16 protein-coding genes and 1 pseudogene are annotated in these 24,977 nt (G+C 73.5%); 7 read left to right on the top strand and 10 right to left on the bottom strand.

The window, feature by feature from the left end; translation table 11 throughout:
- Positions 1–39: 39 nt before the first annotated feature.
- The 8 genes from LG634_RS17330 to LG634_RS17295 all read right to left on the bottom strand — a co-directional run bounded on the left by LG634_RS17330 (position 40) and on the right by LG634_RS17295 (position 10,163).
- Complete coding sequence (locus LG634_RS17330; protein ID WP_226734740.1) at positions 40–1,233, bottom strand: YncE family protein; 1,194 nt, start codon at positions 1,231–1,233, stop codon at positions 40–42.
- Positions 1,230–2,015: a polysaccharide deacetylase family protein gene (locus LG634_RS17325; protein ID WP_226734739.1), complete on the bottom strand. Its 786-nt coding sequence runs from the start codon at positions 2,013–2,015 to the stop codon at positions 1,230–1,232. The genes LG634_RS17330 and LG634_RS17325 overlap by 4 nt, the downstream gene beginning before the upstream one ends.
- 398 nt (positions 2,016–2,413) lie before the next feature.
- Entirely contained in the window at positions 2,414–3,025 is a 612-nt protein-coding gene (locus LG634_RS17320) for an ATP-binding protein (RefSeq protein WP_264203239.1), read from the bottom strand.
- 142 nt (positions 3,026–3,167) lie between these two features.
- On the bottom strand, positions 3,168–3,935 hold the full coding sequence (locus tag LG634_RS17315) for an enoyl-CoA hydratase/isomerase family protein (RefSeq protein WP_226734738.1): 768 nt from the start codon (positions 3,933–3,935) through the stop codon (positions 3,168–3,170).
- A gap of 89 nt (positions 3,936–4,024) precedes the next feature.
- Positions 4,025–5,266: a L,D-transpeptidase gene (locus LG634_RS17310; RefSeq protein WP_226734737.1), complete on the bottom strand. Its 1,242-nt coding sequence runs from the start codon at positions 5,264–5,266 to the stop codon at positions 4,025–4,027.
- Between the two features lie 133 nt (positions 5,267–5,399).
- Entirely contained in the window at positions 5,400–6,137 is a 738-nt protein-coding gene (locus LG634_RS17305; RefSeq protein WP_226734736.1) for a L,D-transpeptidase family protein, read from the bottom strand.
- A gap of 130 nt (positions 6,138–6,267) precedes the next feature.
- On the bottom strand, positions 6,268–8,784 hold the full coding sequence (locus LG634_RS17300; protein ID WP_226734735.1) for a SpaA isopeptide-forming pilin-related protein: 2,517 nt from the start codon (positions 8,782–8,784) through the stop codon (positions 6,268–6,270).
- A 158-nt stretch (positions 8,785–8,942) separates the two neighbouring features.
- Positions 8,943–10,163, bottom strand: coding sequence for a L,D-transpeptidase (locus LG634_RS17295; protein WP_226734734.1), 1,221 nt, complete (start codon positions 10,161–10,163; stop codon positions 8,943–8,945).
- Positions 10,164–10,315: 152 nt separating this feature from the next.
- Between LG634_RS17295 and glgX the strand changes: the two genes are divergently transcribed.
- Positions 10,316–12,595, top strand: a complete 2,280-nt coding sequence (glgX, locus tag LG634_RS17290) for a glycogen debranching protein GlgX (RefSeq protein ID WP_226734733.1) — start codon at positions 10,316–10,318, stop codon at positions 12,593–12,595.
- Positions 12,596–12,639: 44 nt separating this feature from the next.
- Here glgX and LG634_RS17285 read toward each other — a convergent pair whose 3' ends face one another.
- Positions 12,640–13,884: a hypothetical protein gene (locus LG634_RS17285; RefSeq protein WP_226734732.1), complete on the bottom strand. Its 1,245-nt coding sequence runs from the start codon at positions 13,882–13,884 to the stop codon at positions 12,640–12,642.
- A gap of 128 nt (positions 13,885–14,012) precedes the next feature.
- Between LG634_RS17285 and LG634_RS38465 the strand changes: the two are divergent.
- From LG634_RS38465 to LG634_RS17265, 3 genes and pseudogenes are all read left to right on the top strand, one after another.
- Positions 14,013–17,585: pseudogene (locus LG634_RS38465) on the top strand (ABC transporter ATP-binding protein); the annotation flags it as partial.
- 419 nt (positions 17,586–18,004) lie between these two features.
- Complete coding sequence (locus LG634_RS17270) at positions 18,005–19,045, top strand: RICIN domain-containing protein (RefSeq protein ID WP_226734729.1); 1,041 nt, start codon at positions 18,005–18,007, stop codon at positions 19,043–19,045.
- Positions 19,046–19,142: 97 nt separating this feature from the next.
- Positions 19,143–19,865 (top strand): CDP-alcohol phosphatidyltransferase family protein, encoded by a 723-nt coding sequence (locus LG634_RS17265; RefSeq protein WP_226734728.1) that lies wholly within the window; start codon positions 19,143–19,145, stop codon positions 19,863–19,865.
- Here LG634_RS17265 and LG634_RS17260 read toward each other — a convergent pair.
- A complete protein-coding gene (locus LG634_RS17260; RefSeq protein ID WP_226734727.1) occupies positions 19,846–20,328 on the bottom strand; it encodes an FAD synthase family protein in 483 nt (160 codons plus the stop codon). The genes LG634_RS17265 and LG634_RS17260 overlap by 20 nt on opposite strands.
- Positions 20,329–20,496: 168 nt before the next feature.
- Between LG634_RS17260 and LG634_RS17255 the strand changes: the two genes are divergently transcribed.
- From LG634_RS17255 to LG634_RS17245, 3 genes are read left to right on the top strand one after another with little or no spacing between them, the layout of a single operon-like run.
- Positions 20,497–21,705, top strand: coding sequence for a glycosyltransferase (locus LG634_RS17255; protein ID WP_226734811.1), 1,209 nt, complete (start codon positions 20,497–20,499; stop codon positions 21,703–21,705).
- Entirely contained in the window at positions 21,702–23,447 is a 1,746-nt protein-coding gene (locus tag LG634_RS17250) for a lipopolysaccharide biosynthesis protein (protein ID WP_226734726.1), read from the top strand. The genes LG634_RS17255 and LG634_RS17250 overlap by 4 nt, the downstream gene beginning before the upstream one ends.
- Positions 23,444–24,739: an MATE family efflux transporter gene (locus tag LG634_RS17245; RefSeq protein WP_226734725.1), complete on the top strand. Its 1,296-nt coding sequence runs from the start codon at positions 23,444–23,446 to the stop codon at positions 24,737–24,739. Before LG634_RS17250 ends, LG634_RS17245 begins: the two co-directional genes overlap by 4 nt.
- Positions 24,740–24,977 lie beyond the last annotated feature (238 nt).

Genomic DNA, 24,977 nt, shown 5'->3' with positions numbered 1-24,977 from the left:
GCCGCCGTGCACCGCCCGGCCGGCGGTGCCGTGGCCGGGTCAGCGGAAGATGCCGGTGTGGCCGAGCGAGTAGCGGCCGGGCTGCGGGTACACGGCCAGGCCGTGCGGGCCGCCGCCGACGGGGATCCGCGCCAGCTGCTTCCCGGTCCGGGTGTCGATCGCGTACACCTCGGAGTCGTAGCGTCCGGAGAGCCACAGCACCTTGCCGTCGGCGGAGACGCCGCCCATGTCGGGGCTGCCGCCGTCCGGCAGGTGCCACTTCTTCGTCAGCCGGTTCGCCCCGAAGTCGAAGACGGAGACGGTGCCCTCGCCGCGGTTGGAGACGTACATCTCCTTCGAGTCACGGCTCACGTAGAGGCCGTGGCAGCCCTTGCCGGTCGGCAGCAGCGTCGGGGTGGTGAACCGGGCGCCGTCGAGGACCCACATGCCGTGGGCCATCATGTCGGCGATGTAGAACGTCTTCCCGTCCGGGGAGATCTTCACGTCCTGCGGCATGGCGCCCTTGAACGGCAGCTTCTGCTGGCCGACGACCTCCATCTTCTCCGTGTCGACCTTGAGCAGTTCGCCGGAGAACTCGCACGAGACGACGAAGTACCGGCCGTCCGCGGAGAAGTCGGCGTGGTTGACGCCGAAGCAGGACACCGGCACGGTCTTGACCCGGTCCATGGTGTGCGGGTCGCGGAACACCAGCTCCTTGTCCATCGAGGCCATGACCACCGCGTACTTGCCGTTCGGCGTGAAGTACAGGTTGTACGGGTCGTGCACCTCGACCGGCTTGCCGGCCTTGCCGGTGGCCGGGTCGATGGGGGTGAGGGTGTGGCCCCGGTTGTTGTTGACCCACAGGGTCTTCAGGTCCCACGACGGCACCACGTGCTGCGGCTGGACGCCGACCGGGATGGTCTCGACGACCTTGTACGTCACCGGGTCGATGACGGAGACGGTGTTCGAGTTGGTGTTGGGGACGTAGACCCGGGACGGGAAGTCCTTGACCACGGGCGACAGCCGGTTCGGCCGGTCGGCCGCGTACACGTCCTTCGGGTCGAGCACCGGGGGCATCCCGGGCAGCCCGGGCGGGGCGGCGGGCACGGCCTCGGCGCGGGCCGGGCGGGCCGCGCCGCGGGTGCCCGCGGCCTCGGGGGCACCCTTCTCGGCGGCCCCGCAGCCGGCCAGGGCGGCGAGGACCAGTCCGGCGAGGAGCACGGTGGCCTTCCGGGGAAGGCGGGTGGTCGTCATGAGGTCAGCAGCTCCGTGGTGGTCACCGCGCGCAGTCCGCGGCGCGCGAGTTCGTCGAGCAGGGCGGGCATGGCGTCGACCGTGTCGGTGTAGCCGAAGTGCAGGCTCACCACCGACCCCGGGCGCACCGCGGCCGTGGCGTTGCGGACGACGGCCGCGGCGCCGGGCGAGGTGAAGTCGAGGGAGTCGACGTCGTACGACAGCACGTGCGGGTAGCCGGCCCGCCGGGCCAGGGTCCGCACGAGCGGGGTGGCGTGCTGCGCGCGGGACGGCCGGAACCAGGTGCCGATGGAACCGGTGAGGGTGCGCAACCGCCGGGCGCAGGCGGTGATCTCGGCGTACGCGTCGGCCTCGGGCATCGCGGAGATGTCGAGGTGGCGCTGGGTGTGGTTGCCGAGTTCGTGGCCTCCGTCGAGGATCCGGCGGGCCAGCTCCGGGTGGGCGTCCAGCCAGCTGCCGACGGCGAGGACCGTCAGGCGGGCCCCGGCCCGTTCGGCCTCGGCGAGCACGGCGCGGGCGGTGGCCGGGTCGCCGTTGCCGTGGCAGGTGAGGGCCACCCGGGGGCGGTCGCGGGGGCCGTGGGCGATCTCCGCGGGCTGCCCGGGGAAGGCCCGGGGAGCGGGCGCGGCGGGCGGCGGACCGGAGGCGGCCGGACGGGCCGGGCCGGTGGCGGCGGGCGGGGCCGCGGTGCGGCGGCCCGGGCCGCAGGCTGCGGCGAGGGCCCCGGCGGCGACCGCCGCACCGGCACGCAGGGCGGCCCGGCGGTCCGGGTAACAGAGCACCGTCCCATTTAAGGGGCGGGTCACCCAAAAGGTAATGATTGACCCAATTCGGGACCATCATCCGAGTCTTTCGACCGGACCGTCACCCCTCATTCGATCAACGATTCACGCACCCGACCCCATAGTTATTCATCGAAAGCGAGGCCAGTGGTCCATCTCACCTAGATTTTAGCTAGAAACTCTTACTATATGCACACTTATGTCCGAGTAGGGACTTTTGGCGTCATGCCGGTCTTCTGCCATAGTCGGAGGCACGACTTCCCGTTGACCCGAGCGAGGTCGCCTCAGCCGCCGAGGACCACACCCCCCCCAGGTCCTCGGCGCACTCACGAAGCCCCCGCAGCGCCCCACCACGGCGACAGGGGGCTTCTGCGTATCCGGCAGCGCGGCAGCGGGCCTCAGGGGCGGTCGGCCACCCGCATCTCGAACCAGGTGAGCTTGCCGCGGGGCAGCAGATCGGCGCCCCACCGGTCGGACAGCTTGTCCACGAGGAACAGGCCCCGCCCGCTGATGTCCAGCTCGTGCACGGGCAGCAGGCAGGGCAGCCCGCGGGAAGGGTCGCGCACCTCGACGCGGATCCAGCCGCGCCGGCGCCTCATCTGGAGACCGAAGGAGCGCGCGCCGGTGTGCCGGACGGCGTTGCCGACGAGTTCGGACACGAGTAAGACCGCGTGCTCGGCGATCTGGACGCCCAGCCCCCACTGCCGGACCACCACGAACTGGGTGAGCCGGCGGGCGGTCCGCGCGGACTCCGGGCGGGACGGCAGCGTCACCTCCGCCTCGGCCGGATTGCCGTGCAACTCGATTGCCTTCAGGCCCTGTTCGTCCTCAAGGGCCGCCGTCAGCCGTACGGCGGAAGCGCTGCTGCGCTGCCGCGGTTGCTCCACACCCTCCAGGCCCGCCATGCACCCATCATGGAGGGCGGACGGGCCCGCGCGGGCCGTTCCGCACGAAATCGCCCCCCGGAACCACCGGCTCCGAGGGGGCGATTTGTCATATGCCGTCGGCAATCTTCACAGACCGAAACGAGGGTTGAGCTGCGGTGACCCACCGTTCACAGATCATTACCGCGAGTGGATCTCCACCGTTCCTTAAGGTTCCTTTAAGTCTGAGATAAGCCACCCACAGGGGGGAATCAGAGGGCCGCGGCCGTCAGACGAACTTGGCCTTGCCCGGACCCTCTTCGACGAAGCTCCGCATGCCGCGCTCGCGGTCCTCGGTCGCGAACAGGCCCGCGAACCAGTTGCGTTCGATGGCCAGACCGGTGTCGATGTCGGCCTCCAGACCGGCGTCCACGCACTCCTTGGCCGCCCGCAGGGCGATCGCCGGACCCTGCGCCAGTCCGGCCGCCCAGGCGTGCGCCTGCTCGTACACCTCGGCGGCGGGGACGACCCGGTCCACCAGGCCGAGCGCCAGCGCCTCGTCCGCCTTGACCATGCGGCCCGTGAAGATGAGGTCCTTGGCCTTCGAGGGGCCGATCAGGCGGGACAGCCGCTGAGTGCCGCCGGCGCCGGGGATCAGGCCGAGCAGGATCTCCGGCTGGCCGAGCTTGGCGTTGTCGGCGGCGATCCGGTAGTCGGCGCACAGGGCCAGCTCGCAGCCGCCGCCCAGGGCGTAGCCGGTGACGGCGGCGACGACCGGCTTGGGGATGCGGGCCACCGCGGTGAAGGAGTCCTGCAGGGCGCGGGACCGGGCGATCATCGCCGCGTGGTCCATGACCTGCATCTCCTTGATGTCCGCGCCCGCCGCGAACACCTTCTCGCCGCCGTAGAGGATCACGGCGCGCACGTCGGCGCGCTCGGTCGCCTCTACGGCGAGTTCGCGCAGCCGGTCCTGGGTGGCGATGTCCAGCGCGTTCATGGGCGGCCGGTCCAGGCGGATGGTGCCGACGCCTTCGGAGACTTCGAGAGAGATGGTCATGCCGGAAGGTTAGTACCGGTTAACGCGGACGGGCCCGGTGCTGTGGGTCACAGCACCGGGCCCGCTCGTACCACCGTTCCGTCGGAGGCCTACGCCTTCCACTCCGACCAGGGCATGTTCCAGCCGTTGAGGCCGTTCTCCGGGGCGATCTGCTTGTCCTTGGAGTTCTTCACGACGACCACGTCGCCGATGAGGGAGTTGTCGAAGAACCAGGCCGCCGGGGCGTTCGGGTCGCCGCCGCCGCGCTGGTCGCGCAGACCGACGCAGCCGTGGCTGACGTTGTCCGAGCCGAACGTGGACGGGTCGGCCCAGTAGTTGCCGTGCACGAAGGTGCCCGAGTTCGACAGCCGCATCGCGTGCGGGACGTCCTCGATGTCGTACTCGCCGCCGAACCCGACGGTGGCCCCGTTCATTCGGGTGACCTTGTACTTCTCGCTGATCACCATCTGACCGTTGTACGTGGTCGTGGCCGGGGCGCCGGCGGTGATCGGGAGGTTCTTGATGACGGCGCCGTCGCGGACGACCTGCATCCGGTGGGTGCTCGCGTCGACCGTGGAGACCTGCGCGCGGCCGATCTTGAACTTCACCGTGCGGGTCTGCTTGCCGTAGACGCCCGGCCGGCCCTCGACGCCGTCGAGGTTGAGCTTGACGGTGACCTCGGTGCCCGCGGCCCAGTACTTCTCGGGGCGGAAGTCGAGGCGGTCGTTGCCGAACCAGTGGCTCTCGATCGGCACGGACGGCTCGGCCGTGACGGTGATGGCCTTCTCGACCGCCTCCGGGGCGGTGATGCCACGGGTGAAGTTGATGGACACCGGCATGCCGACGCCGACGGTCGAGCCGTCCTCGGGCGTGTAGTGGCCGATGAAGGTGTTCTTCGGGGTGAGCGTGGTGAAGGTGATGTCCTTCGCGGACTCCCGGCCGGCCGAGTCCTTGGCGACCGCGTGCACCTTGTACTCGGTGGCGGCGCCGAGGTGGCGGGCGGGCTCCCAGCTGCTGCCGTCGGCGGCGAGCTTGCCCTCGACGGCATTGCCCTTGGTGTCGGCCACCGTGACGGTGGTCAGCTTGCCGTTGGCGGCGCTGATCTTCAGGACGCCGCTGGTGGCGACCTCCTTGGCGCCGTCGGCGGGCGCGATGGTCACGACGGCCGTCGAGGCCTCCGTACCGCCGGCCTTGCCGCCCCTGGCCTTGCCGTCGTCACCGCCGGTACCGCCGCCACCGCCGCTGCAGGCGGAGGTGAGCAGCAGGGCCGCGCCCAGCAGAAGGGCGGCCGCTCCGGTACGGGCACGGCCGCGCCGCGCGCGCGGCGCGGCCGGTATCGGCTGCACGTTCACGTTGTCTTGTCTCCCCATGTCCCCCGCGCGCGGACAGTCGCGCGCATGTCGACAGGTAATCACACGGGAGGACCACTGTCGGCAACGGAGTTGTCACCGTTCCGTCCCAACTGGGCCGGTGGGGAGGGGGGCGTCAGTCCTCGGTGCCGGTCCGGGTGCCCCAGACGTACACCGCGTCGCCTTCGGTCAGCAGGTTCCACAGCCGGGCCGCGTCCGGCACCGTGAGGTTGACGCAGCCGGCCGAACCCCCGTTGTCGAACATGTCGCCCGGCCGGCCGTGGATGGCCTGGCCCCCGTCGAAGAACTGGGCGTACGGCATCGGGGAGTCCGGGAAGAGGGAGGAGACGTGGTCGCGGTTGCGCCAGTAGATCTCGTGCCAGCCGGGCCGGGTCTCCTCCTCGTCGCGGCCGGTGCGGACCGGGACCGGCGGGAAGACCACCTTGGAGTCCCGCTGCACCCACAGCAGCTGACGGTCCATGTCCACGCAGGTCACCCGGTGCGGGCGGACCGGGCAGCGGCCGGCCGCGTTGGGGTTGGCCCGGGCCCGGAGGGCGACGAGCGTGCGGTAGGTGAGCAGGTCGGGGTAGCCGTCGGCGGGTTCGATGCGGTGGGTGCGCTGGAAGGTGCGGATGGCGGTGCAGTCCGCTTCCGAGTTCCGTCCGTCCACGGGCCGCTTCAGGTGCTCCTCCAGCTCCCGCTGGTACGGGCCGGTGCGGGCGGTGCACGGAGGTTCGGCGGCGGCCGCCGGGCCGCCGGCGGGGCCGAGCGCCAGCAGCGCGAGCGCCCCGGCGAGCAGGTACGGGCCGGTCCCGCGGGACCGGCGGCGTACGGGGGCGGACGCGGGGTCCGGGGATCTCGGCGGTACCGCCATGCTGGCCTCCTCACGGCCCGCGGGGCCGGGCTCCGTTGCGTCCAGCCAACATCGCCCGGCCCCGCGCGGCGCGCCCGCGTGCGCCGATCCGGTGACACCGCCACTCACCCGGCGGACGCGCGGCGCCGGGTCAGCGGCGCGGCGCCGTCGCCGAGGCCGCGGCCGGCTTGGGCTTGCCCTTGCCGTCCTTGCCCTTGCCTTCCTTCCCTTCCTTGTCCTTGCCGTCCTTGCCGCCCTTGCCGTCGTGGTCGCGCTGGTTCTTCACGTACGCGGTCACCTGGCGGTCCGGGCTGCCCGGGAAGACGTGCAGCGGGCCCGTGACGGGGTTGGCCGGCAGGTCGTAGCCCTCCGGTACGGCGGTCTCGCGGAGGTAGTAGTAGCCCTCGGGCAGGTCCTCGTAGGTGCAGACGCCCTGGCGGTCGGTGGCGCAGCCGTTGTCGACTCGGGTGTCGCGGCCGTCACCGGCGGTCTGGAGGCCCCGCACGCCGTTGGTCTCGCGCCACAGCTCGAACACGGCCCCGCGCAGCGCCCGGCCGGTCTTGGCGTCCTTCTTCACGACCTTGACCGAGCCCTTGTAGGACGGCTCGGCGGTCTTCTTGTTCCGCGCCTGCACGGTGACGCCGGCCTCGGCGTTCTCCCGGGTGAGCACCAGCGGGGCCGACACCGCGGCGGCGGGCAGGTCGTAGCCGTCGGGGGCCTGGGTCTCCTGCCAGTAGTAGGTGCCCGGCGGGACGCTCGCGGAGCAGCGGCCGTCGGCGTCGGTGGCGCAGCCGGCACTGACCTCGGTGTCGGGGTTCGCGCCGTCGGTCTGCAGCCCGGTGCTGCCGTTGGTCTCCTGCCAGAGCGTGAACAGGGCGCCGCGCAGCGGGGCTCCGGTGTCGGTGTCGGTCTTGACGACGGTGACCTCGCCGGTGACCGGCTGCGGCGGGGTGACCGTGTTGGCGGCCCGGACCGTCACGCCGGCGGTCGCGTTCTGCCGGGTGAGGACGAGCGGGCCGAAGACCGGGTCGGCGGGCAGGTCGTAGCCCTGCGGGGCCGCGGTCTCGTACCAGTAGTAGGTGCCGAGGCGCACGGTGTCGCTGCAGATGCCGTCGGTGCCGGTGGTGCAGTCGGCGACCACCCGGGTGTCCGCGTTGATGCCGGTGCGCTGGAGGCCGCGGGTGCCGTTGGTCTCGCGCCACAGCTCGAAGCGCGCGCCCTGCAGGGCGGCTTCCGTGGCGGCGTCGTGCTTGACCACGCTCACGGCACCGGTCACGGCCCGGTTGCGGGCGGTGACCGTCGCTGTGTCCCGGCCGTTGGCGGGGTCGAGGAGCAGCGGGCCGAACACCGGGTCGGCGGGCAGGTCGTAGCCCTCCGGGGCGCGGGTCTCGCGCCAGTAGTAGCTTCCGGCCTCCTGGGTGCCGGCACAGGTGCCGTCGGCGGCGGTGGTGCACTCGTCACCGACCCTGGTGTCGGCGTTGATGCCGGTCGGCTGGAGGCCGGCGGTGCCGTTGGTCTCGCGCCACAGCTCGAAGCGCGCGCCGGTCAGCGCGGTTCCGGTCTCCGCGTCGACCTTCCGTACGGAGACCGTGCCGGTCGGCGCGACGCTGCCGCATTCGGGGAGGTCGCCGGTGAACGGGTAGGAGTGGAACTCCTGGCCGCCGCCGCCCATGGGGGCGCTGGTGTGGGTGAGGCTGCCGGAGGTGAAGAAGCGGCCGTTCATGCCGGGGAGCTGGACGACAGTCTCGGAGTCCGGCTCGGCGATCAGGGTGGCGCCCTGGAACTGGCCGCTGCCAATGAGCCGTACGGTCTCGGCGTCGGGGAAGTTCCACAGCAGCTTGTCGCGGGTCACGTTGGCGAGGACGCCGCTGGAGGTGTGCACGATCGGGTCGGTGCCGAGCACGTTGACCAGGACGGTGGCGCCCGCCGGGATGCGTTCGAACCGGAGGGACTGCTGGACGTCGCGGGCGCCGGCGAGGTTGCCGGTGACGTTGAAGACCTGGAGCGGCGAGGTGTTGTCGCCGGTGAGCACCGTCTCGTAGCCGAGGTTCTGCACGGTGCCGGTGGCCGGGCGGGGCTGCCCGTCGACGCGGGCGTAGCACTTGCTCGCGGCGGTCAGCCGGGCCGCCAGCGGCCGGTAGCTGTCCACCGCGTTCGGGTCGTTCTCCAGGGTGCCGGTGACGTTGCCGGTGAGGGTGCCCGCGTAGCGGACGGTGCCGCCGTCGGCGAGGAGGGTCTGGCCGGCGGCGACGCTGACGTTGCCGCCGGTGGCGAGGAAGTCGGAGCCGGCGGGCGGCGGGACGCGGGAGCCGACGCCGACGATGCCGATGTTGTAGACGCCGGAGGTCTTCGCCATGTCGAAGCCGCCCATGACGATGACCCGGCCCTCGGCCTCGGCGGCCCGTTCGCGGACCCGGAAGTCGCCGCCGACGAAAATGTTCACGGCGTTGTCCCGGCCCTGGATCGCACCGTTGTGCGGCTCCAGCCAGCTGTCCGGGCAGTCCCCCGGGATGCAGGGACCGAGGCCGCCGGGCAGCGGGGCCGCCGCCCGTACGGCCGCCGATGCGGGGGCCGGGCCCGCGTGCGCCGGAGCGGCGGGCAGCACGCCCGCCAGCACTCCGCCGACCGCCAGGCCGAGGGCCACCGCCCTCGCCGTCCTTCCTGTCATGACACTCCGTCCGTCGCCTGAGGCTGTTGCCCTGACAGGCTGGACGGCGGGGTGCGGGAGACCGCCGGGCGACACTCGCCGCTACGGCATTGAGGTCACACAATCACCCCGGTGCTGCACCCGTCCGGGCGACAGCCCCCGGCCCCCGGCCCCGGGCGTCAGGTGAGGGAGGAGCCGGCGGTCCAGTCGGCCCAGCTGAGGTTCCAGCCGCCCAGCCCGTTGTCCGGGGCGACGGTCTTGTCCTTCGAGTTGACGACCTCGACCACGTCGCCGATGAGGGTGCGGTCGAAGAACCAGCCGGCCGGGGTGTCGGAGCCGCCGCCCTTGTCGTCGCGCAGGCCGATGCAGCCGTGGCTGGTGTTCTGCGAGCCGAAGGTGTCCGGGGAGGCCCAGTAGTTCCCGTGCAGGAAGGTGCCGGAGGCGGTCAGGCGCATGGCGTGCGGCACGTCGGGGATGTCGTACTCGCCGCCGAAGCCGACGGTCTGCCCGTTCATCCGGGTCACGTCGAACAGCTCGGAGACCACCATCTTCCCGTTGTACGTGGTGGTCTTCGGCGCGCCGGCGCTGATGGGGACGGTGGACAGCAGCTTCCCGTCGCGGCGGACCTCCATGGTGTGCGCCTCGGCGTCCACGGTCGAGACCTGGTGCCGGCCCACGGTGAAGCGGACCGTCTTGCTCTGGATGCCGTACGAACCGGGTGCGCCCTCGACGTCCCGGAGGTTCATGGCGATGGTGACCTCGGTGCCGGGCTTCCAGTAGCGGCGGGGCCGGAAGTCGAGACGGTCCTTGCCGAACCAGTGGCCGGCCACCTCGGTCTCGGGGTCGGCGGTGACGGTGATGGCCCGCTCGACGTCGGCGCGGTTCTCGATGGACCGGTTGAACTTGAACGAGACGATCATGCCGGTGCCGACGGTCGAGCGGTTCTCCGGCTTGAAGTAGCCGATGAACCGCTCCTCGGGGACGTACGTGGTGAAGGTGGTGTGGCGGGCCTGGCGGCGCTCGTGGCCGTCGAGGGCGACGGCGTCCACGGTGTACTTGGCGGCCAGCGCGAGCTTCCCGGCGGCCGGGTCGGGGCTCCAGCTGAGCCCGTCGGGGGCGATGCTGCCGGGCACCTCCTCCGTCTGGGCGTCCTCCACCTTGGTGACGAGGACCCGCTCCAGCCGGCCCTCGGGCACGGTGACGGTCAGCGGTCCGCCGGCCGGCACCCCCCGGGCGCCGTCCTCGGGGGTGATCCTGATCGCGTCGCGCGGCGCCCTGGGTTTGCCGGGCAGCGCCACCTCGATGCCGGGAGCGCTCTGCCCGGTGCATCCGGCCGCCCCCGCGGCCAGCCCCGCCCACACCACCGCGGCGGCCAGCAGCCGCCTCTTCACATAGCTCACGCCCCTGCAACGAGTGCGCCCCTCCGGGGGAAACGTGAGGGCGGGCCCGGTTGGGGGCAGAACAGGGGGAAGGACCAGACGGGGGCGGGCCGTGGCCGGGACGCCGCGGCCCCCGGGCCCCGCAGGTACCGAGAGCCGCGGGAGGCCGGACGGTGTCGAGCGCAGCAGAGCAGCAGGCCGCGGGTGCGGTGCGGGCGGGGCCGGCCGCGCCCGCCCCGCGTACGGCGGACGGAGCGCGGGGGGCGGGCGGGCCGGTGCCGGCGGGGCCGCCGGTGTGGCCGGGGGCCCCGACCCCGCTGGGAGCCCGGTTCCGGGTGGGCCCGGACGGGGTGGCGGGTACGAACTTCGCGCTGTGGGCGGGCGGCGGTGCGGAGCGGGTCGAGCTGTGCCTGTTCGACGAGCAGAGCCCGGGCAGCGGGGCGGTGGTGGAGACCCGGCTGCCGCTGCCGGAGCTGACGCACGAGATCTGGCACGGCTTCGTGCCGGGGGTGCGGCCCGGGCAGCGGTACGGGTTCCGGGTGCACGGGCGCTGGGACCCGTGGACGGGCGCCCGGTTCAATCCGGCGAAGCTGCTGCTGGACCCGTACGCACGGGCCGTGGACGGCGACTTCGCCCTGCCCGCCGAGGTGTACGGGCACGTCCGGGACTGGCCGCAGCAGTACATCGCGGACACCGTGCGCGACGACCGGGATTCGGCGCCGTACGTGCCCAAGGGGGTGGTCGTCCACGATGACGACGACTGGGCGGACGACGTGCGGCCGAAGACGCCGTGGGCCGACTCGGTCATCTACGAGCTGCACGTGCGCGGGTTCACCATGCGCCACCCGGAGGTGCCGCCGGAGCTGCGGGGCACGTACGCCGGGCTGGCGCACCCGGCGGCGGTCGGGCACCTGACCCGGCTGGGGGTGACGGCGGTGGAGCTGCTGCCGGTGCACCAGTTCGCGCACGAGGACCACCTGCTGCGGCGGGGGCTGCGCAACCACTGGGGCTACAACTCGATCGGCTACTTCGCGCCGCACGCCGGCTACTCGTCGTCGGGTACGGCCGGGCAGCAGGTGGGCGAGTTCAAGCGGATGGTGCGGGCGCTGCACGCGGCGGGCATCGAGGTGATCCTCGACGTGGTCTACAACCACACCGCGGAGGCGGGCGAGCTGGGGCCGACGCTGTCGCTGCGGGGCATCGACAACCGGGGCTACTACCGGCTCCAGTCGGACCAGCGCCGGTACGCGGACTACACGGGCTGCGGGAACACCCTGCACGCGGGCCGCCCGCACGTGCTGCGGCTGATCACCGACTCGCTGCGGTACTGGGTGACGGAGATGGGGGTGGACGGCTTCCGTTTCGACCTGGCGGCGGCGCTGGCCCGGTCCATGCACGACGTGGACATGCTGTCGCCGTTCCTGGCGGTGATCGCGCAGGACCCGGTGCTGCGGCGGGTGAAGCTGATCGCGGAGCCGTGGGACGTGGGCTCGGGCGGCTACCAGGTGGGCGCGTTCCCGCCGCTGTGGACGGAGTGGAACGACCGCTACCGGGATGCCGTACGGGACTTCTGGCGGGGCGCGCTGCCGGACGTGCGGGACCTCGGGTACCGGCTGTCGGGGTCCAGTGACCTGTACGCGTGGGGCGGGCGGCGGCCGTACGCGTCGGTGAACTTCGTGACCGCGCACGACGGTTTCACGCTGCGCGACCTGGTGTCGTACGAGCGCAAGCACAACGAGGCCAACGGGGAGGGCAACCGGGACGGCAGCAACGACAACCGGTCGTGGAACTGCGGGGCGGAGGGCGAGAGCGACGATCCGCGGATCCGGGCGCTGCGCCGCCGCCAGCTGCGGAACCTGCTGACGACGCTGCTGCTGTCGACGGGGGTGCCGATGCTGGTCGCCGGGGACGAGCTGGGCCGCACCCAGGGCGGCAACAACAACGCGTACTGCCAGGACAACGAGACCGGCTGGGTGGACTGGTCGCTGGCCGGGGATCCGCAGTGGCGGCCGCTGCTGGAGCTGACGACGCGGCTGATCGCGCTGCGGCACGCGCATCCGGTGCTGCGGCGGCGGGCGTTCTTCTCGGGGCGGGCGCAGGGCGCGGACGGGCTGCGGGACCTGGCGTGGTTCACGCCGGCGGGCGCCGAGATGACGGAGCGGGACTGGTACGCGCCGGCGGCGTCGCTGGGCCTGTACCTGTCGGGCCGGGACATCCCGGGGCGGGACGCGCGGGGCGAGCCGGTGGTGGACGACAGCTTCCTGGCGGTGCTGCACGCGGCGGACCGGCCGGCCGCGTGGGTGCTGCCGGGGCCGCCGTGGGCGCAGGAGTACGAGCTGGTGCTGGACACCTCGCAGGAGGAGCAGGCGGCGGCGCCGGGCACCGTGCACCGGGGCGGGTCCACGGTGACGGTCCCGGCCCGGTCGGTGCTGCTGCTGCGGGTGCGGAACTGAGGCGGGTGCGGAACCGGGCCGGGTGCGGAGCAGGGCCGGGCGGCTCAGCGGGTGCCGGTGGCGGGGGTGCGCACGTAGCAGACGACGTCCATGGCGAGTTTGGGCTCGGGGCCGGTGACCTTGCCGGAGGAGTCGAAGCGCATCCGGAACGAGCTGCTGCGGATGGCGACCAGGTGGCCGTACGGCTCCTGTGCGCCGCGCTTCCAGGCGGCGGGCAGCCTGCGGTAGGGGGCGTCGCAGGTGTCCGCGAGGTACCGGGCGGGGGTGATGCGGCCGGCGTCGGAGGTGCCGGTGGTCTTGAACACCCGCATGGTGTGCGGGCGGTCGCAGCCGACGACGCGGACCCGGGCGGCGTCGGCGAGGCCGGCGGTGGGCACGGCGCAGGTGCCCCTGGGCCGGGTCTTGACGTCGGCGGCGGACCGGCGGGCGTCGGCGGTGCGGGCCCGGTCGGGGGTGCGGATCCCGGCGGGCTCGCCGTGCTCGGACAGGGTGAGGGTGGCGTGCAGGCCGGTGACGCCGGGCATGCCCTGCATGCTCTGGTGGCGGCTGCCGTTGACCTGCTCCAGCAGGGTCACCAGGTCCACGTCGGCGGAGAGCAGCCGGCCGTGGGCGTCGAGGACCACGGTGAGCGGCAGCTGTTCGTCCACGTACGCCTTGCTGTCGGTCTTCGGTCCGATGCGGGACGGCAGCAGGTCCTGGGCGCGGCCGAGCGGCACGGTGGCGGCGTACTCGCGGGCGCCGCCCTCGCGGCGGAGGGGTTCCTGGCGGGGCACGGCGGCGGCGACGAGTTCGGCGAGGGTGCCGCCGAACGGCAGGACCCGGCCGGGGGCGTGGGCGGAGACGGGGGCCTCGCCCTTGGGGTCGAGGGCCTTGCGGGCGGCCTGCGGCCAGTGCAGCCAGACGCCGTCGTCGCCGCGGGCGTACACGTCGGTGCCGGCGGTGGCGAGGGTGAGCGGGTAGGCGGCGCCGTTGCGGTCCAGCCGCGGGGCGGCGTCCACGGGGAAGTCCGAGGGGATCTCGCGGGTGAGTTCGGCCCGGGAGGTGCCGTGGGCGAAGTCGAGGGTGCCGGTGGTGACGTGGCGGGCGGTGCTGGTGGGCGCGTTGTACTCGACGGTCGCCGTGAAGCGGGCGGAACCGGCCGCGCGGGTCTCGGCCACGGCCGCCTTCAGCTGCTCGGCGAGGGGCTTGCCGTACACGGCGGCACCCCGGTCGTCGTCGCCCCAGCAGCCGGTCAGCGCGGGTGACAGCAACAGCATCAGGACGGGCACGGCATGCCGGATCCGCTTCATGGTTTCCCCCCGGAAGTCCACCGAATATTCGCTGGGCAGCGTCAGGAGCGAATCGTAAGCTCACGCCTGATGTCCTCCATAGATGCACCCTCCACTCATCCGTCCGCGGTGCGGACGCTGCTGCGGCTGTGGCCGTACGTCCGCCCGGTGCGCGCCCGGTGGTTCGGGGCGGCCGTCATCGCGGTCGTCGCGTCCTGCCTGAGTCTGGTGATCCCGCTGGTCCTGAAATGGATCGTGGACGGGCCGGTGGCCTCCGGGGACACCGCGGGGGTGTGGCTGGGGGCGCTGTACCTGCTGCTGCTCGGGGTCGCCGAGGCGCTGCTGTTCGGGTACCGGCGGTGGCTGGTGGCCCGGCCGCTGTCGCGGGTCGAGGCGGACATGCGCGGCGACCTGTACGGGCACCTGCAGCGGCTGCCGGTGGCGTTCCACGACAAGTGGGCCTCGGGGCAGCTGCTGTCCCGCGCCACCGCGGACCTGATGCTGGTGCGGCTGTTCCTGGTGTTCCCGCTGACGTTCCTGGTGGTCAACGGGGTGACCATCCTGGTCGGCGCGGTGATCCTGCTGATGCAGAAGTGGACGCTGGGGCTGGTGCTGCTGGTGCCGGTGGTGCCGCTGCTGCTGCTCGCGGGCGCTTTCGAGCGGAAGTACGCGGTGGCCTCGCGGCGGTCGCAGGACCAGGCGGGCGATCTGACCACGGTGATCGAGGAGAGCGTCCTCGGGATCCGCATCATCAAGTGCTTCGGCCGGCACCGCAGCCAGGCACGGGCCTTCCGGGAGCTGGCCGGGGAGCTGCGGGGGACCGAGCTGCACAAGGCGCGGCTGCTGGCGGGCATTTCGGCGGTGATGACCACGCTGCCGGAGCTGGCGATCGGCACGGCGCTGGTGCTGGGCACCGTGCAGGTGGCGGACGGGGACCTGTCGGCGGGCACCCTGGTGGCCTTCCTGTCGACGGCGCTGGCGCTGCGCTGGCCGGTGGACTCGCTGGGCTATCTGCTGGCGCTGTGCCAGGAGGCGGCGACGGCGACCCAGCGGTACTTCGAGGTGCTCGACGAGCACCGGGAGGACACGGGGGCGCAGGCTTCCTCGGAACCGCAGGCGTCTTCGGAACCGCAGGAGGGACGGCCGGAGAAGGACGGCGGGCTCCGGTTCGAAGGGGTGCGGTTCCGGTACCCGGACGCGGATCCCGGCAGCCGGCCGGTGCTCGACGGCATCGACCTGCACGTGCGGCCGGGCGAGACGATGGCGCTGGTCGGCGCCACCGGCAGCGGCAAGACCACGCTGACGGCGCTGGTGCCGCGGCTGCACGAGCTGACGGCCGGGCGGATCACCCTGGACGGCCGGGACATCCGCGAACTGCCCCGGGAGCGGCTGCGGTCGATGGTGTCGGTGGCCTTCGAGGAGCCGACGCTGTTCTCGGCGACGGTCGCGGAGAACGTGCGGATGGGCGGGCCGGAGCTGGACCGGGCCCTGGAGACGGCGCAGGCGGGCTTCGTGTCCGGGCTGCCGGACGGGGTCGACACGCAGGTCGGCGAGCAGGGGCTGAGCCTGTCCGGCGGGCAGCGGCAGCGGCTCGCGCTGGCCCGGGCGGTGGCGGGCAGCCCGCGGTTCCTGGTGCTCGACGACCCCCTGTCGGCGCTGGACGTGCACACGGAGGCGCTGGTCGAGGCGTCCTTGCGGGAGGTGCTGGCGGACACCACCGCGCTGGTGGTGGCGCACCGGCCGTCGACGGTGCTGCTCGCGGACCGGGTGGCGCTGCTGTCGGAGGGCCGGGTGACGGCGGTCGGCACGCATCAGGAACTGCTGCGGGACAGTGCGGAGTACGCGTGGCTGATGTCGGGGCTGTCGGCCTCGGCATCGGCTGCGGCTTCGGGGGAAGAGGACGGACGGTGAGTACGGTGGCGCAGGCTCCGGACGCGATCGAGCGGGACGAGCTGGCGGCGCCGGCCGGGGCGACCCGCGGGCTGCTCGGCTCGCTGCTGCGCGAGCGGCGCGGCGGGGTGGTGCTGGCGGCGGTGCTGCTGGTGCTCCAGCAGGCGGCGGCGCAGGGCGGGCCGCTGCTGGTGGCGTACGCGATCGACCGCGGGGTGCCGGCGTTCCGGGACGGCCGGCACGGGCCGCTGGTGGCGGTCGCGGTCGGCTACCTGCTGTGCGCGGTGGGCGCGGGCGCCTTCCAGTACGGCTACATCCGGGCGTCGGCGCGGGTGAACCAGGACGTGCTGCTCGACCTGCGCGGGCGGATCTTCCGGCACGCGCAGGAGCTGAGCCTGGACTTCCACGAGCGGTACACCTCGGGGCGGCTGATCGCCCGGTCGACGACGGACGTGGAGTCGCTGCGCGAGCTGCTCGGCGAGGGCCTCCAGGAACTCCTCGCGGTGGTGCTGTCGTTCGGGCTCATCTGTGCGCTGCTGGTGTGGCTGGACCTCGGGCTCGGCGCGGTGGCGGTGCTGTCGTTCGTACCGCTGTACCTGCTGGTGCGGGGGTACCGGCGGCGCTCCGGGGAGATCTACTCGGAGCGTTCCACGGCGATGGCGTCGGTGATCGTGAAGTTCGCGGAGACCATGAACGGCATCCGCCCGGTACGGGTGTTCCGGCGCGAGCGGGCGAACGACGCGGAGTTCCTGGGGCTGAACCGGACGCACGAGCGCACCAACGGGGACGCGCTGATCGAGATGGCCCGGTACGTGGTGGGCTCCCGGCTGGTGGCCAACACCGCGGTGGCCGCGATCGTGCTGTGGGGCGCGTACCGGGTGGCGACCGGCTCGCTGGAACTGGGCGTGCTGGCGGCCGCGGTGCTGTACCTGCGGCGGCTGTACGACCCGATCGACCGGCTGGCGATGTTCCTCAACTCGTACCAGTCGGCGGTGGCTTCGCTCGGGAAGATCGCCGGACTGCTGGCGCAGGTGCCGTCGGTTCCGGAGCCGGCCGCGCCGCGGGAGCTGCCGGTGCAGGAGCGGGAACTGCCGGGCCGCGAGGTGGTGTTCGACGACGTGCGGTTCGCCTACCGGGAGGGCGGGGCGGACGTGCTGCCGCGGTTCCGGCTGACGCTGGCGGCCGGGCGGACGGTGGCCGTGGTGGGGTCGACCGGCGCGGGCAAGTCCACGCTGGCGAAGCTGCTGGCGCGCTTCTACGACCCGACGGACGGGCGGGTGCTGCTGGACGGGACGGACCTGCGCGACCTGCCGGTGCCGGAGCTGCGGCGCGGGGTGGTGATGGTGACCCAGGAGGCGTTCCTGTTCTCGGGCAGCGTCGCCGAGAACATCGCGCTGGGGCGGCCGGACGCGACCCGGGCGGAGATCGAGCAGGCCGCGAAGGCGATCGGCGCGCACGACTTCATCGCGGCGCTGCCGGACGGCTACGACACGGACGTGCGCAAGCGCGGCGGGCGGATCTCGGCCGGCCAGCGGCAGCTGGTCGCGTTCGCGCGGGCGCTGCTGGCGGATCCGGCGGTGCTGATCCTGGACGAGGCGACGAGTTCGCTGGACGTGCCGGGGGAACGGGCGGTGCAGCAGGCGATGCGCACGGTGCTGCGGGGGCGGACGGCGGTGGTGATCGCGCACCGGCTCTCGACGGTCGAGATCGCGGACCGGGTGCTGGTCATGGACGCGGGCCGCATCGTCGAGGACGGTGCCCCCGCGGACCTCATCGCGGGCACGGGCCGCTTCGCGACGCTGCACCGGGCCTGGCGCGACAGCCTGGTCTGACCCCGGGGGCGGAGCTCCGATCTTTCAGCCCGTCCGGCGTTTGAGGACCGGGGTCCGGGGCGGAGCCCCGACCTTTGAGCCCCGCCGGAGGGGGTGGCTGGGGCCGGGCGGCAGGGGAAGCCGCCCGGCCCGGGTCGCCGCGGCCCCCCGTACCGCGACGACGGCGACGCCCCCGGCCCGCGCGGTGACGGGCGGGATCCGGCCGGTCGGCCGTGGGGCGGCCATAACCGGCGATCGTCGCGCAACCGACATTCGCACGCCCGTCCCGATCCGCGCACGCCCCTGCCGTGTCCCGGACAACGGACAGCTGTCCGTGCTGGTCAGCGCCTGTCCGGAATTGCGATCCGGCGCCGCCGGAGCGTACCGGCGTCTCGAAATCACCCTTCGCCGGCGGGTCCTCGCGCGGCAGGATGGCGCGCATGGCGGACATCCAGGGGGAGCTTGCGCCGGGCCGGGCCCGGGACGCGGCGGAGTTCATCGCGCTGATGCGGCTGCTGAAGGAGCGGTCGGGGTTCACGTACCGGCAGTTGGAGGAGCGGGCGGCCGCCGGGGGCGGGGTGCTGGCGCGGAGCACGCTGGCGGGGGTGCTGGGCGGGCGGACGCTCCCCCGGCCCGAGCTCCTCGCCGTCTTCGTCCGTGCCTGCGGTGACGGTGAGCGGGTCGCGGACTGGCTCGCCGCCTGGACGGCGGTGGCCTCCGCCGAGGACCCTGCGAGACCTTCCCCCGCCCCGCCCCTTCCCGAAGCGGGGGCTCCGCCCCCACACCCCCACGCCCCAAAGGCCGGCGGGGCCGGGGTTGCCTCGGGGCAGCCGACGGCCGGGCAGGGGGAAGATCCGGCCCGTCCGGCGATTGAGGACCGGGGTCCGGGGCGGAGCCCCGTGGGCGGGCGGCGCCGGCGGTGGTGGGTGGTTACGGGCGCGGCGGCAGCGCTGGCGGCGGTGGCGGCCACCCTGGCGGTCGCCACGAAGGAGGACGCCGAGCAGCCCGCGGGAGCGCGGAAGGCACCCGCCCTCCCCACCGGCTGGGTCAACATCGTCCCGCTCACCGGCGACGGTCTCTGCCTCACCGACGGCCGCGTCGCAGACGGCCGGTACACCCCGCTCGTCGCCGTGCAGCGGCCCTGCGCGCGGGCCGGCCCGCAGACGACCCTGCTGGAGCCGATGGGCCGCGACCTGTACCAGATCCAGTGGCACCACCCCGACTACGGGAAGGGCTGCCTGCGCGCCCTGCCCGACGGCGCCGGCAAGGGCCTCCTGGAGCCCATGGACGACTGCACCCTCGGCAGCCGCTTCCACGTGGAGCCTTCGGGCCCGCGCGGCAGCGGTCGCTACGTCCTGCGCGTCGACGGCCAGGGCTGCGTCGGCATCAAGGGTGACGCCGAGTCCTCCGGCACCGAGGCCGTCATGGGGCAGTGCGTCGGCCGCGACGGCCAGCTCTTCGCCATCGAACCGGCCAACTGACCCCGATCGCGGACCGGCGCCGGCCGGAGCCCTGCAATGATGTCCCCCTTGCGGGCGAACGGTCGTACCCGCGTTCCATGAGGGGATCTGGTGGCGCATGGGCAGAGTCGGTGACGCACTTCGCGAGCTGCGCGGGGCGCAGAAGTCCGCGAAGGGGGTGTCGCTCTACTCCCGGTACGTGAACCGGCCGGCCGGGCGTTACCTGGCCGCCGGCTCGCACGTACTGGGGCTCACCCCCAACCAGGTCACCCTGGTCAGCGCCGCGTTCAGCTTCGCCGCCATCGCCGCGGTGGCCCTGGCCGCGCCCTCGTGGCCGCTGGGCGTCGCGGTGTGGGCGGCCCTCGCCGTCGGCTTCGCCTTCGACTCGGCCGACGGCCAGCTGGCCCGGCTCCGCGGCGGCGGCAGCGCGGCCGGCGAGTGGCTGGACCACGTCGTGGACTGCGCGAAGGTCACCGCCCTGCACGCCTGCGTGCTGATCGCCTTCTACCGCTTTCCGGAGGAGTACGGGCTGTCCGGCGACGGCTGGCTCCTGGTCCCGCTCGGCTTCCAGTTCGCCTCGGTGGTCACCTTCTTCGGCGGCCTGCTCACCGAGAAGCTGAAGCCGAAGCCGGAACCGGGGAGCCCCGCCGCCGCCCCCTCCACCCTGCGCGCGGTGGCGCTGCTGCCGGTGGACTACGGGGTGTTCTGCCTGGTGTTCCTGCTGCTGGGCGGCGGGGACCTGTTCCGGTGGGCCTACACGGGCCTCGGCGCTGCGGCCGGGCTGTTCCTCCTCGCCTTCCTGGCGAAGTGGTTCCGCGAGGTCAGTGCCGTTCGGCGGTGAGCTGGTCCGGCAGCGGCCCCGCGAGCGCGTCCAGGGCCCGGCGCAGCTGGGTGCTGGACGTGTGCACGGTGTACGGGAAGTAGACGACGTCCACCCCGACGGCCGCGAAGTCGGACTCCAGCCTGTCGCCCTTGGGGGTGCCCCGCCAGTCGTCGCCCTTGAAGATCACGTCGAAGCGGACCTGCTTCCAGGTCTCGACCTTGTCCGGAACCGTCTCGACGAACGCGGCGTCCACGTACTGGACGCTGCGCACGATCTCCAGCCGCTCGACGAGCGGGATCATCGGGCGGCGCCCCTTGGCCAGTTCGGCCATTTCGTCCGAAACCACCCCGGCGACCAGGTAGTCGCACTGGCTGCGGGCATGCCGGAGGATGTTGAGATGTCCGATATGGAACAGGTCGTACGCACCCGGCGCGTAGCCGACTCGGTACGGCTTGCGCGCGGGTGCTTGGTGCTCGGACATGGTTCGCTCCGTCATCGGTACCCCCCACAGGCCGCACTCCCCAGTGCGGCGGATTATCAGACGATAGCGTGCACGTTCCGCGCCGTGTTGGTGAACGATTAGGGTGGCCTGCGCACCACCCAGGGGGGAAGGGGACGCTCCGTGTCCAGATCCGGCCGCAAGAGGCTGCTGCTCGTATCCACGAATTACGCTCCTGAGCACGCCGGGATCGGTCCGTACGCGACCCAGATCGCGGAACATTGGGCGGAAATCGGCCACGACACGCACGTGTTCGCCGGTATGCCCCATTACCCGTCCTGGTCGCTCGACCCGGCGTACCGGGGAGCGCTCCGGCGTACGGAACAGCGCGCGGGTGTGACCGTGCACCGGCGCAGGCACACCGTGCCCGCCACCCAGACCGCCGTGAAGCGGGCCCTGTTCGAGGGGTCGATCCTGCTGCACGGCGCGGTGGCCCCGCCCCGCATGCCGAAGCCGGACGCCGTGCTCGCGCAGATGCCGAGCCTGGCCGGCGGCGTGCTGGCCGCCCGGATGGCCGCCCGCTGGAAGGTCCCGTACGTCCCGGTGGTCCAGGACCTGATGGGCGCCGCGGCCGCACAGAGCGGGATCAGCGGCGGCGACAAGGCCGCCGTGCTCGCCGCGAAGGCCGAGGCGTACGCGCTGAAGCGGGCCACGCTGGTCGGTGTGATCCACGAGACGTTCGTCGACCGCGTCGTCGCCATGGGCGTCGACGAGAAGAAGATCCGGCTGGTCCCGAACTGGTCGCACGTGCCCGGCCCCAGCCAGCCCCGCGGCGAGACCCGGCACCACCTGGGCTGGGCCCCGGGCCAGACCGTGGTCCTGCACTCCGGGAACATGGGCCTCAAGCAGGGCCTGGAAGTCCTCGTCGGTGCGGCCCGGCTGGATCCCGATGTCCGGTTCGTCCTGATGGGAGACGGCAGTCAGCGGGCCGCCCTGGAGGCGATGTCCGCGGATGTGCCGAATCTGGACATCATCCCCCCTGCCGCCGACGGACAGTTCCCGGATATCCTCGCGGCGGCGGACGTACTCGCCGTCACCCAGCACGCGGCGGTGCTCGACATGAGCGTGCCTTCCAAACTCACCTCCTACTTCGCGGCCGGCCGGCCGGTCGTCGCCTCCGTGGCGGCCGAGGGCGGCACGGCCCAGGAGGTCGAGCGGTCGGGAGCCGGCGTCCTCGTGGCACCGGAAGACCCGGAGGCACTGCTGAAGGCCGTACGGACGCTGGCCGAAGACCCGGCGGCGGCCGACGCACTGGGTGCGGCCGGCCCCCGCCACGTGGCGGCACACCTGAGCCGCGACGCGGGCCTGGCCCGTATCGACGCACTCATAGACGAAGCACTTGGGGGTCCCCGGCCGTGACGGAGACGAATCGCCCCGCGGCGACGGCGGGCGAAGACGAACCGGATCTCCTCAGGGACCAGTTCCGCCAGCTCCTGCGGTACCGCAGACTGCTCGCCGCCGGCGTCGGCGTCGGCCTGCTGGGCGGCGCCTGGCTGGGGATCAGCACGGCGGACACCTACGTGGCCACCGCCGACGTGGTGCTGCGCACCCCCACCGACGACCCGTTCAACCCCAGCATCTCGCCGGACAAGGCGATCAACGTCGGCTCGGAGCGGCAGACCGCGCTGAGCAACTCGGTGGCCAAGGAGGCCGCGGAGAAGCTCGGCATCCCGGCGTCCGGCCTGTCCGGGCTGCGCTCCGGCCTCCAGGTCACCAACCCGCCGCAGAGCCTCGTGCTGCGCTTCACCTACACCGCGGACTCCCCCAAGGAGGCCGCCCGGCGCGCCAACGCGATGACGGAGGCGTACCTCACCAAGCGACAGCAGTCGATCGAGAACATCCGCGACAAGATGGTGAAGGGGTACAAGGACCAGCGCGACCCCATCGCCAAGGACCACGACGAGCTGGTCAAGGAGATATCCCGGCTGCCCGACGGCCCCTCGCGGGACTCCGCGTACGCCACGAAGAGCGATCTGCTCAGCCGGATCAGCCAGCTCCAGGGCAGCATCACCAAGCTCGAGGCCCTCGACATGAGCCCGGGCCGGGTCACCAGCACGGCGACTCCCCCGACCATCCCCGACGGCCCGGGCCTGCCCATGTCCCTCGCCCTCGGTGCCGCCGTCGGCCTGGCGATGGGCCTGCTGGCCGCCTGGGTGCGGCTGGTCTTCGACCCGTCGCCGCGCTCCGACGGCGACGTGGCGCGTGCGCTGCGCGCCCCGGTGCTCGGCACCCTGCCGCGGGACAAGACCGGCGGCGGTCCGCTGCTCGCGGCCGGCGAGGCCGACCCGCGGCTCGCGGAGGAGTACCGGTCGGTGGCCTTCCGGCTGGCGTACGACTCCCGGTTCGCGGACCGGCGCCGGCTGCTGGTGGTGGCCCCGCGCGGCTCCAGCGAGACCGCGGCCGCGGCCGCCGTGAACCTCGCCGCCTCCTTCGCCGAGACCGGCAAGGACGTCCTGCTCATCGAGGCCGACCTGCGGACGCCCGTGCTGGCCAGCCAGCTGCGCACCGACACCGGCGCCCGGCCGCGCTGGAGCCAGATGACCGGTGTCACCGAGACCGAGTGGCCCGACGGCCGCCAGCTCGCGGTGGACGCCGGCGAGTCGGGCTCCTTCGACCTGATCCCCGGCGAGCGGGTGCGCAACGTGCCGCGCGCGCTCACCTCGCAGCGGGCCTCCCGCCTGATCTCCGAGGCCGACTCCCCCAACTCCACGGTGGTCGTCCTCGCCCCGCCCGTCCTCTCCTACGCGGACGCCCTCGCGCTCGTCGACCGCGTGGACGGCGTGCTCGTGGTCTGCGACCCGCGCGCGGTGCACCGCACCGACCTGGTCCGGATCCGCGAGCTGATCAGCGGTGCGGGCGGCACGGTGCTCGGCGCGGTGCTGCACGCCTCGCTGACCAAGGAGGCCAAGAAGGGCGGCGGCGGCCGCAGCAAGTCGAAGAACCGCCGCGGCGGCGGTGGCGGTGGCGGCAACGGGGGCGGCGAGCCCGCCCCGCGGCCGCAGCCGCAGCCCGGCCCCCGGATGCCGGACCCCGACCAGCACATCCCCGGCGACGGCTCCGACACCGTCGCCCTGCGCACCGTCCGCACCGGCCAGCGGTGACGGACCCCGACGGCGCGGCCCGGATCCCCGGGCCGCGCGACGCATCCTCCGGCCTGCCGCGCGAGCCGCGGCGGGCCGTCGCGCTGCTGGCCTCCGTCGGCGACCAGGCCGCCTCCAGCCTCACCAACATCCTGGTGCTGGTGCTGGCCGCCCGGCTGTCCACCGCCGACGGCTTCGCCGCCTTCTCGATGGTCTACGTGGCCTTCAGCGTGCTGCTCGGCCTGAACATGGCGTACGTCGGGCAGACCGTGGTGCTGGAGCGCGGGCCCGCCGTCGGTCCGGCCTGCCGTTCCGCGCTCGTCTTCACCGGGCTGGGCTCGCTGGCCGCCGGCGCGCTCCTCGCGGCCTGCGGCCTGGTCGTGCCGGGCACCGGCGGACGGGCGTTCCTCGCGCTGGGCGCAGTACTGCCGCTGGTGCTGCTCCAGGACGGGCTGCGGTACTGCTTCTCCGCGGTGCGCCAGCCGCAGCGCGCGTTCGCCGCGGACCTGCTGCGGCTGCTGTGCGTGGTCGCTGCGCTCGCCGTCCAGCCGCAGGGCGCCGGGCCGGGGCGGCTGGTGCTGGTGTGGGGGCTGTCGGCGCTGCCCGCGCTGGCCCTCGGGCTGGTCCTGCTGCGGCCGTTCACGGCCGGGCACCAGGCCCGGCCGCGCCGGCTGCTGGCCCGGGACCACCTCGGGCGGCGCTTCGTCGTCGAGTTCGCGGTGGGCAACGGCTCCAGCCAGCTGGCCGTGCTCGGCCTCGGCGTGTTCGCGACCCCGCTCGCGGTCGGCGCGCTGCGCGGCGCCACCACTCTCTTCGGGCCGCTGAACGTGCTCTTCAACTCGGCGAACGCGTTCGGCCCGCCGGTGCTCGGCCGATTCGCCGGCCGGCGCAGGGTGGTGCGGGCCACCGCCCTGCTGGGCCTGGTCCTCGCGGCCGTCGGGGCCAGCTGGGGAGCGGTGCTGTACGCCCTGCCGGAGCGGCTGGGCCGGGAACTGCTCGGCGACACCTGGACGGCTGCCGCCGCCCTGCTGCCCGCGACGGGCGCCCAGTACGCGGTGATGGGCCTGGGCACCTGCGCGCTGCTGACCCTGCGCGTGCTGTCTCCCAAGGCCACCCTGTCGGTGCAGGTGGTCTTCTCGCTGCTGTCGGTGGTCTTCCTGCTGGCCGGCTACGCCCTGTGGGGCGCCGCGGGCGCCGCCTGGGGCCTGGCCGCCGGCTCCGCCCTCAAGGCCGTGGCGGCCTGGTGGCGGGTGTCCCGGCTGCCGGAGCCCGAGCCCGACGCCCCGGACCCGGCGGCCGCCCGCGCGGCCTGAGCCGCGTACCGCCCGCCCAAGCCGCGGAGTCCGGGCTCCGCGGCAACTTCCAGCCCGTCCGGCGTTTGAGGACCGGGGTCAGCCCCCGGCCCGTCCGGCGCCCGAGGCGCGAGGCCCGGGCTGCGCGGCAACTTCCAGCCTGTCCGGCGTTTGAGGCGCGGGGTCACCTTTCAGCCTCGCCGGGGGGGGGGGGGGGGGGGGGGGGGGGGGGGGGGGGGGGGGGGGGGGGGGGGGGGGG

Origin of the sequence: Streptomyces bambusae, from assembly GCF_020532645.1 — a bacterium.
In the GTDB taxonomy this organism is placed as follows: domain Bacteria; phylum Actinomycetota; class Actinomycetes; order Streptomycetales; family Streptomycetaceae; genus Streptomyces; species Streptomyces bambusae.
This window is presented reverse-complemented; position numbering and strand designations above follow the sequence as displayed.